Annotated in this window: 8 protein-coding genes and 1 pseudogene; 1 reads left to right on the forward strand and 8 read right to left on the reverse strand. The window is 71.5% G+C overall.

The features are described 5' to 3' along the window. Window positions 1–435: 435 nt before the first annotated feature. Entirely contained in the window at window positions 436–885 is a 450-nt protein-coding gene (locus tag DZF91_RS13310; protein ID WP_117357790.1) for a cupin domain-containing protein, read from the forward strand. Window positions 886–1,046: 161 nt separating this feature from the next. Here the strand turns inward: DZF91_RS13310 and DZF91_RS13315 are convergent, their stop codons facing one another. The 8 genes and pseudogenes from DZF91_RS13315 to DZF91_RS13345 all read right to left on the reverse strand — a co-directional run. Then, on the reverse strand, window positions 1,047–1,568 hold the full coding sequence (locus DZF91_RS13315; protein WP_117357791.1) for a hypothetical protein: 522 nt from the start codon (window positions 1,566–1,568) through the stop codon (window positions 1,047–1,049). Window positions 1,569–1,666: 98 nt separating this feature from the next. After that, window positions 1,667–2,254, reverse strand: coding sequence for a hypothetical protein (locus tag DZF91_RS13320; protein WP_117357792.1), 588 nt, complete (start codon window positions 2,252–2,254; stop codon window positions 1,667–1,669). 440 nt (window positions 2,255–2,694) lie between these two features. Continuing rightward, window positions 2,695–4,575 carry a virginiamycin B lyase family protein gene (locus DZF91_RS13325; protein ID WP_117357793.1) on the reverse strand — a complete coding sequence of 627 codons (1,881 nt, stop codon included), beginning with the start codon at window positions 4,573–4,575 and terminating at the stop codon, window positions 2,695–2,697. 355 nt (window positions 4,576–4,930) lie between these two features. Next, entirely contained in the window at window positions 4,931–5,449 is a 519-nt protein-coding gene (locus tag DZF91_RS13330) for a hypothetical protein (RefSeq protein WP_117357794.1), read from the reverse strand. A 233-nt stretch (window positions 5,450–5,682) separates the two neighbouring features. Further along, the gene (locus DZF91_RS13335; RefSeq protein WP_117357795.1) at window positions 5,683–6,999 is read right to left on the reverse strand and encodes a dicarboxylate/amino acid:cation symporter; all 1,317 of its coding nucleotides are present in this window, start codon (window positions 6,997–6,999) and stop codon (window positions 5,683–5,685) included. A 187-nt stretch (window positions 7,000–7,186) separates the two neighbouring features. After that, window positions 7,187–7,273, reverse strand: coding sequence for a putative leader peptide (locus tag DZF91_RS43150; RefSeq protein ID WP_407920909.1), 87 nt, complete (start codon window positions 7,271–7,273; stop codon window positions 7,187–7,189). 72 nt (window positions 7,274–7,345) lie between these two features. Then, window positions 7,346–7,624, reverse strand: a complete 279-nt coding sequence (locus tag DZF91_RS13340; RefSeq protein WP_117357796.1) for a hypothetical protein — start codon at window positions 7,622–7,624, stop codon at window positions 7,346–7,348. Then, window positions 7,621–8,404, reverse strand: a pseudogene (locus DZF91_RS13345) (hypothetical protein); the annotation flags it as partial. The pseudogene DZF91_RS13345 and the gene DZF91_RS13340, both read right to left, overlap by 4 nt.

Genomic DNA, 8,404 nt, shown 5'->3' on the forward strand with positions numbered 1-8,404 from the left:
CGCCGCCGCGCCCGCCGTGCCGCCCGCCAGCAGGCCGAGCGCCGCGCCGCCGCCCGCCACCAGCCCGCCGCGCAGCAGGTTCCGCCTGTCCAGCTCCATCGCCGACTCCGATCGTCTTTCGGTCATGCCGATCCGCATGCTCTCCCTGTCCGGAAGCGGAAACCGGGACCGGACGTGATCAAAGGGTGAACGCCAGGAGAAACAGGACTTCACGGTGCCCTTCGCCGTTCGACTTGACAACGGCCGGTCACGGAGTGTGTTCTGGGTGGCATGTCAGCGCGCGTCTCCCTGCGGTGCCTCGTGGCCTTCGGCCGCGCGGCCGGCGCGCTGTGTCCTTCGTGTTGTTGTTGTCGCTGATCTCCACCACCGACCCGACAGCCCGACCGCCCCGGTCCGTTCCGCGAGGAACCCGGGCGCAGCCGAAGGACTTCTTCCGTGGACCTCGATCTGGCTCCCGACCTCATGATGCGCGGGCAGGACGACCCGCACGGCCGTGACCTGCTCAGGAACCCGCCCACCGTGGGACAGCTCGCGTCCCGCATCCGCGACCTCGCGGCCCGCCCCGCCCGCTGGTGGCACCTGGTCGGCTTCGACCCCGCCGCGCCCGTCCGGGTGCCGCTGGACGAGGTGGACGGCGTCCGGCTGTGGCTGACGACCTGGCCCCCCGCGCACCGCACCGGCGTCCACGACCACGTCGGGACGGAGGTCAGCATCATGATCGCGGGTGAGCTGGTCGAGGTGTCCATCGCCGAGGAGGGCGTGGCCGAGCGCCCGCTGCGCGCCAACCGCGTCCGCGTCCACGGCGGCACCCACACCCACGAGCTGACCAACCCCGGCCCCGCCTTCGCGATCACCCTCCACGCCCAGCTCACCCCCGCCGTCTGACCCTCGCTCCAGACCGGTGCAGGCGAGGGCGAGAGGGCGATGTGCCGTCCGTGCGGCGGTACGCCGCCCAGTGGGGCCCATGTGCTTCGGGTGCGGCTCTCCCTCAGTGACCCGTCCGCCCAGTTCAGCAGGTGCTCGCCAGAGAGCCGCGCCCATTCTGCTCATCCTGCGCGTGTCGCGTCCTCCGGCAGCGGTTCCGTGCATTCCTCGCTGAACAGATAGAGCAGCATCTCGCCCTCTCCCCAACGCTCCACGCGCATGGCCTCGGCGAACGCGGCCGAGAAGAAGGAGACGTATCCGGTGAACTCGCCAGGGGCCGACATCACCTCGCTGATCGAGACACGCGCGATCATCGGATGTCCCGGGAACGAGGAGCCGAGCGCGCGAAGCGCCTCCCAGGCGAAAGCCGTCCCGCGCTGCATCAGCAGCCGAATCCGCTCATCCCCGTGCGCGGTGATGTCGTCGTCGGGAATGCCCCGCCCGTTGACGGCCAGCTCCCAATCCACGGTCCCGGCGGACCGTGTCCCGAAGTAAGACTTGCGGAAGGCGACCAGCAGCGCCGCCCCCTCCTCCAACACCCAGCCGTCCTCGATGATCGAACGCCCGTAGATGTCCGAGGCGCGCACACTCGCCACGAACCCGTCCCCGAGCACGCGCCTCGCATCGGGAGTCATCACTGCCATCTGTGTTCTTCTCCCACCCGCCGCAGGGATGATCGCTGCTCCTCTTCGGGACAACGTACTTCGAGCCTCCCGCAAGGAAGAACCGCCGCCAACCATCCCTACGATGAGGAGCCGGTGCCCGCCCCCGCCTCCGGCCGGGTGAGCTGATGCCGCACGCCCTCGACCAGCGTGAACATCCCCGGCTCGCCCTCGGCCAGCCAACCGCGCTCGGTCAGCCGTTTGAGCTTGCCGCGCAGCCCCTCGTCCTTGACCGCCGCCTCGCCCCGCCCCAACGCCAGCGAAACCTTGCCCGCCCGCATCGCGCCGTCGACATCGGCCAACACCTCAAGGACATCTCGATACGCCCTCGGCAGGACCGAGACCTCCACCTCTGGCTCCCACGGCGGCACCAAGATCACAGCCCGCCGCGCCGCCTCGGCCTCCGGTCCGGCCTCCGCAGCGGCAGCAGGAGGTTTACCGCTCTTCGGTTCCGGCTCGGCAGCTTGGGGAGCCTCACCCAGAACCTTGTTCATCATCCTCTCGGCGATCTCCAGCTCCAGAAGCCAGTCTTCCTCGGCCTCCAACCGCGCCTGCACCTCGGCAAGCTGCCTGCGGAGGTTCTCGATCCGCTGCCGGGACTCCACCTGCCGCCGCGTCAACTCCTCCTGCCACGACACCATCCCCACCACCGCCTCGCCCGCCTGCACTCACGGTAGAAGCCAACCCCGCGATCAAACAGCCCAAGCACGAATCCCCAGCTCAGCAGGCCCCTAGAGAAGAGCTACACCCATGTGCTTCCGTGTGGGACGCGCCGGCCTCGCGGCGGGGTGCTTTCGTGTGGGACGCGCCGGCCTCGCGGCGGGGTGCTTTCGTGTGGGACGCGCCGGCCTCGCGGCGGGGTGCTTTCGTGTGGGACGCGCCGGTCGTGCGGCTGGGCGCCTTCCGTGTGGGGTTCGCCGTTCGTTCGGTGACGTGGTGATCGTGGGGCGCGGGCCGTCCGTGCGGGGACGCGGCGACGGAGGTCTTCGGGTCGCAGGGGTCGGAATGCGAACGGTCCGCCGTCGTCCGCGGGGCGGACGGCGGCGGACCGGGGACGGACCGCACTGCGGGAGGCCGCCGACGCTCGGTCAGCGACGTCTCCGCAAGGTCAGTGGCGGGCCTTCAGGCGGAGCGTGACCTTCTGCGGGGCCTTCGGCAGCGCGCGCGCCTTCGGCTTCTTGACCAGCAGCTTCTGCAGCGCCGGGGACAGCGTGGACGCCTTGCGCAGCCCGGCCTGGTTGTCCGGGTTGGTGCCGGCCGCGAGGGAGAAGACGCCGGTGAGGGTCATCATGTTCTTCGACGCGTCCGACGGCAGGCCCATGAGCTGGTTGACGACGCCGTTCAGGATGCCGGCCGGACCGCAGCCCTTGGCCGAGGGAACCGCGACCGGAGCCTTGATCGACACCGGTCCGGCGTTCCAGCCGAGCGCGGGGTCGGAGGCGAGGCCGCCCGCGGTCATCTCCGGCTCCAGGGACGCCTTGACCGGGCCGATCACGCAGCTGGTGCCGAGCAGCGGGTTGTTCAGCTTGAGGTTCAGCGCGAGCCGCGCCCCGAGCCCGCCCGTGGGGGTGAAGTAGGCGGTGACCGGGCCCGCGAGCGACTGCGTGACGGTCAGCTTGTTGACCGACAGCATCGCGGCGGGCGACTTGCCGAGGATCGGGCCGACCAGCGGGAGCTGGCCGATGAGGCCGCCGGGGACCTCCAGCTCCTTGGCCTCCAGCTGGGAGCCGGTGACCGGCTTGTTCAGCGGGATGTTCGAGATGTCGGTCAGGTCGTTGATCCCGCCGGTGACGCGGATCGCGCCGGACGGCAGCTTCTGGACGAAGCTGCCGATCTTCATCTCGCCGCCGGTGACGACCTGGGTCTGGCAGAGGTCGCCGACCACGCAGCGGGCCGAGTAGCCGGGCGCGGCCGACGGGTACGTCCCGGTGGCGAGCGGCGGGGTCGCCACGTGCGCGGGGCCGGCCGGGGGGTTGGCCGGGTCGAACGCGCCGATGCGACCGCGGCCGGGCGCGCTGTACCAGATCTTGCCGCCCGGGCCGAACATCAGGCTGCGCGGCGCGGAGAGCGTCGCGGGCAGCGGGTACTCGGTGATGCTCCCGGACACGTCGGCCACCGCGACGTTGCTCGCGGCGGTCTCGACGAACCAGACCCGGCCGTCGGGACCCGCCACGATCCCGGTCGGCTTGGAGTCGTTGGTCGTCGGTGCGAACTGGCTGACCGCGCCGGTGGCCGGGTCGACGAAGCCGACCTTGCCCACCGACGGCTCGGTGAACCAGACCTTCCCGTCGGTGGCGATCGCGACGTCGGAGAGGGCGGGCTGGCCCAGGGTGGAACCGGGCACCGGGAACTTCTTGACCTCGCCGGTCGCCGGGTCGAGGCGTCCGACGGAGCCCGTCTGGTCGGCGTACCAGACCGAGCCGTCCTTGGCCGCCTTGATGGACGAGGGGTAGCCGCCGGCGGCGAAGACGGCGACGTTGCCGGACGCGTCGATCCTGCCGATCGCGCCGGCGTTGAGGCCGGAGAACCACATCGAGCCGTTGGGGCCGGGCGTGATGGAGTTGACCAGCGCGTAGTTGAAGTTCAACGGCCCGGACGTCGGCAGCTCGAACAGCGTCGACGTGCCGGTCGCCGGGTCCACGCGGCCGACGCGGGGCACGGTCTGGGACATGTCGGTGTACCAGATCGAGCCGTCGGTCCCGTTGGCCATCGCGCCGGGCAGGCCCTTGAGCTTCTGGGAGTTGGCGGGGACCGGGTATTCGGTCACCTTCCCGGAGGCGGAGATCTTTCCGATGCCACCCGCGTTCTCGGTGAACCAGACCGAACCGGCCGGGCCCTTCGCGACCCCGGAGGGGGCCACGTCGGGAATGGGGACGGAGTACTCGGTCGCCGGCGCGGCGTGCGCGGCGGTGACCGAGACCGTCAGGAACGAGGTGGTGCCCAGGGCCGCGGCCAGTGCCGCCGCCCCCGCGCGCGTCCTACGACGCATGCTTCGCCTCCTTCTGGGACCCCGGGCCGGACACGCAGGCAGAACGTGGAGGGGGTGGGGGTCCGGGCGTCAAACAAAACGTGAGGGTTCATACAAACCCGTCAGTAACTACTGATGTCAACAAGATCGTTTTCGCGTGGCCGGATCCGGCCACGCGGACAACCGGACCCGTGTCCCGGACGTCTTCGCCCGATCCCGTCGAAAACGCTGAACGGCCCCGCAACCTGGGGTTACGGGGCCGTTCAGGAGTCGGGCGCGGGCGGGGAGGGGGCCGCCCGATCGGATTGCCTTGGGGGTGGCTCAGCTCTTGCCGGTCAGCTCTGCGGCTCAGTTCTGGCGGCTCGGCTCTTGCCGCTCAGCTCTTGCGGGTGAGCTTGTCGACGGTTCCGCCCGTCCAGGTGACCGTGAGGGTCTTCCCGTCGAGGACGGCCTTGCCCTGGGTGCGTTTGGTCGAGCCGTCCGCGCACGTGAGCGTGATGGTGTTCTGCGGGTCCACGGTGCCGGTGCAGAAGTTCGGGGTGTTGAGCGCCGCCGCGCCGCGGTAGAAGAACAGCTTGACCCCGCCGGCCGTCCACGTCCCGTCCAGCTTGGACGGGGCGGCGCGGCCGGGTGCGACGCCGTTGACCGTGCCCGGAGTGCTCGGACCGCCGGACGCGCCGGGGCTCCCGGACGCGTTGGGGGAGCCCGTCGAACCGGGACCGCCGCCGCCCTGAGCACCCTGAGCACGCTGAGTGCCCGGAGCGCCCGAGGCGTTCGGGGAGCCGGAGGCGGTGGGCGGGGGGACGGAGCCCGCGTCCGTGCCGGAGTCGCCGCCGCCTCCGCAGGCGGTGGCCAGGGCCAGGATCAGCGCCGTCGCGGCGATCGGTCGGAGCAAGGTCGGCCTCCTCGGGGGTGCGGCCGCCGTCCGCGCACCCGGACGGCGGGGCGCTCACCCTAGCGCCGCCCCCGCGCCACCGGACAGGGCCGTGCGGAACCGGACAGGGCCATGCGGAGCTGGACAGGGCCATGCGGAACGGCCCCGCGTCCGGGTGGGGACGCGGGGCCGTTCGGCTGAGGGGCGCGCGACGCGGTTCGTCCAAAAGAGGACGTGCGAGACGGGACGGGCCGTCAGGCGGGGACGGGGACCGTCTCGCGCTGGACCGGGACCTCCTGCTTCGGGGCCGAGCCCAGGTCGCCCTTGGGGGCGTTGAAGACCTCTTCGTCGAGGAGGTTCTCCGACCGGGACACGATCACGGGGATCGCGATCTGGCCGGCCACGTTCAGCGTGGTCCGGGCCATGTCGATGACCTTGTCGATGGCGATCAGGTAGCCGACCGCGGTGAGCGGCAGGCCGACGGTCGTCAGCGTCAGGGTGAGCGCGACCAGCGCCGGGCCGGGCGTGCCGCCGGTGCCGAGCTGGCCGATGACCGCGGCGAGCGCGATCAGCAGGTAGTCGGCGAGACCCAGGTGCAGGTGCATGTACTGGGCGACGAAGACCGCCGCGACCGCCGGGTAGATCGCGCCGCAGCCGTCGAACTTGATGGTCGCGCCGAGCGGCTGGGCGAAGCTGGCGTACTCCGGCTGGACGCCGTTGCGCTCGATCTGCACCCGCTGCGCGATCGGCAGCGTCGCCATCGAGGACGAGGAGACGAACGCGAACTGCAGCGCGGGCCAGGAGTTGCGGTAGAACTTCAGCGGCGAGACGCGGCCGAATACCCGCAGCAGCACCGGGTAGCCCAGCACCAGCATGAGGGCGACGGCGAGGTAGATCGCGCCGGTGAACTTGGCCAGCGGCTCCAGCGTGGACGGCCCGTAGGTGGCCACGACCGAGCCGATCAGGAAGAACGAGCCGATCGGGGTGAGCCGGACGACCCACCAGACGATCTTCTGCATCACGCCGTACAGGTCGTCCACCAGGGCGGTGATGCGCTCGCCGCGCTCGCCGACCGCGACCAGCGCCGCGCCGAACAGGACGGCGAAGGTGACCACGCCGAGCACGTTGCCCTCCGACATCGCCTTGACGATGTTGGACGGGAACAGGTTGTGCAGGACCTGGGTCCAGGTGACCGGGTCGGTCTCGGTCTTCTCGCTCGCGAGCTGCCCGAGGCCCTTGCCGGGGTTGATGAGGAAGGCGACGCCGAGGCCGACGGCGGTGGAGATCGCCGAGGTGGCCACGAACCAGCCGAGGGTCTTGCCGGTCAGCCGCGCGACGTTGCCGACGTTGCGCAGCTTGCCGATGCTCACCACGATCGCGGCGAACACCAGCGGCACGACCACGATCTTCAGCAGCGACACGTAGACGTCGCCGAAGGGGTCCAGCCAGTCGGTGGCGATCTTGCTGCCGTCGGCGGCCACGTTGTTGATGACGGCGCCGAGGGCGACGCCCAGCACGAGCGACAGCACGATCTGCTGCCAGAACTGCCACTTCCAGACGCGAAGGTTCACAGAGACTGCTCCAGGGACGGTTCACCTGCGGCCGGAAACGCGGGCGCGCCGCCGTCAGGGAAAGACGGAGGCGGGCGGGCGTGAGCCGTGAGCGGGCGTGCGACGGGCGGCACGGTTCCGTGGGCGCGCGCGGTCGGGCGCGGTCGCCGACGGCGGGTGAACGTGGGTCGGGGACGAGAGAGGGGCGTCAGCCGTTACACAGCACGCTGGCGAGGCGGCACAGGTCGACGTGCAACCTGGCCACGAGCCAAATCTTCTTCTCGGAGAACCTCACGAGGAAATTTAACCTCAATGTCCGGTTTGCATGTTCCCCTGGGGCAGAGTGACCCTCATCACACTTTACTTTTCAGTGTCGGGAGCGGCGCTGGGCCTTCAGCAGAGCCCGGACGATCCCGAGCACTCCCATGAGGACGAGCACGACCCCTGCCACCACCATCGGATCGCCGACCGGACGGCCGCGCACGGCGCCCGCGATGAACAGTCCGGCGACGGCCAGGTAGAACACCCCGGCGAGCGGAGCGGCGGCGTCCAGGCGGCGCGGACGCCGCGCCGGGCCGTCCCCGGTCGCGGTCGCGGCTCCGGCTCCGGCTCCGGAGCGGTCGGACGAAGCGGTGTGGTCGGTCATCGGTTCACCTGGACATCCCCGAGCGTCCCCCGGATCCGGAGCGTGATCACGGCCGGGTCGGCGCCGCCGGCGGTCGGTTCGAGCGTCTCGGTCGTCCGCGCGTTGGGCCCGTTGACGGTGCGCTGCTCGATCCGGATGTCACCGATCTTGACCCGCGCGTCCAGCTTCACCCGCGCGTTGGCGGGCAGCTCGACGCGGAGCTGGCCCGTCCAGACCGCGGCCGAGACCTCCAGCCGCTGGCCCGGTGAGACGGGCAGCGCCGTCAGGTCGAGCGTGCCGGACCCGATCGTCACCCGGTAGTCCTGTGCGGCCTGGGCCGCGTCCGTCGGTCGCCACATGGTGTCCCCGTACTCTCCGCCGCGCGGTGCCGTCGCGGCCACAGACGTCGTCAACAGCGCGAACGTGAGCATGGAGGCCACGGTCGCCAGGCCCCGCACCCGGAAGCGGACGCCCGCCAGCAGGCCCGCGCCGGTCACGGCGAGCGCGGTGGCGAGGACGGCGGTCCAGCCGGCCCAGTCGTCCCGCGCGGACAGTTCCTGTGTCGCGGTGATCCAGCCCGCGCCGGCGGCCAGCAGCAGGACGAACCAGGTCAGCGGCGACCTGCCGCAGTCGTGCCCGCGGTCGGGGTCGCGGCGGGACCCGGCGGTCGGCTCCCACTCCCGTCCCCGCTGCCCGTACGCGCCGAGATCGACCGCGTCGGGGCCGTACCGGTGGCCGGTGTGGTCCGCGTACGGCGCCCCGGACGTCCCCGGCCCGCCGGCCGCCCCCGCCGCGCCGGGG

The sequence above is a fragment of the Actinomadura logoneensis genome (assembly GCF_003428695.1).
Taxonomy (GTDB): domain Bacteria; phylum Actinomycetota; class Actinomycetes; order Streptosporangiales; family Streptosporangiaceae; genus Spirillospora; species Spirillospora logoneensis.